1 protein-coding gene is annotated in these 437 nt (G+C 51.9%); it reads right to left on the reverse strand.

From position 1 onward, the window contains the following. Positions 1-437 (reverse strand): hypothetical protein (locus J4050_RS15225; protein ID WP_208155470.1); only part of this gene is annotated, 437 nt, incomplete at both ends.

Consider the following 437-nt stretch of genomic DNA (forward strand, 5'->3'; position numbering starts at 1 on the left):
TCTTGGTGGGTGTTAAAGGGTACTGCAGGTATAGGGTCTGGGAGATCTGGCTCAGCAGGTGGGTTGTCATTGTCAGGGTCTGCACCGCCACCGTTGGTTCCGCCTGTTGTAGTGCCTGCGCCATCAGGGGTTCCGTCAATATAGGTGTCGCAGCCCGTAACCACCCAGCCCCCTGTGCATTCCCATGTTGGCTGTTCCCAAGATTCTCCATTGCACTCTTCTCCTGGCCAGTGGTTTCCACTAGCGGTACATGCCACAGGCCAACAGTTACCTGCATTACTGTCCCACTCCCATATCTCGGCATTTGGGTCGCTGCACTGGCTCCTAAAGAGCAGGTTTTCGTCATTGATAACAGATGCCGTGGCCTGGTCTATGTCATAGACATAATCGCCATCTTCTAAAACTTTTGGATACGTTACCAATAGCTGTTTGTAATT

This window comes from Winogradskyella pelagia (assembly GCF_017581965.1).
GTDB lineage: Bacteria > Bacteroidota > Bacteroidia > Flavobacteriales > Flavobacteriaceae > Winogradskyella > Winogradskyella pelagia.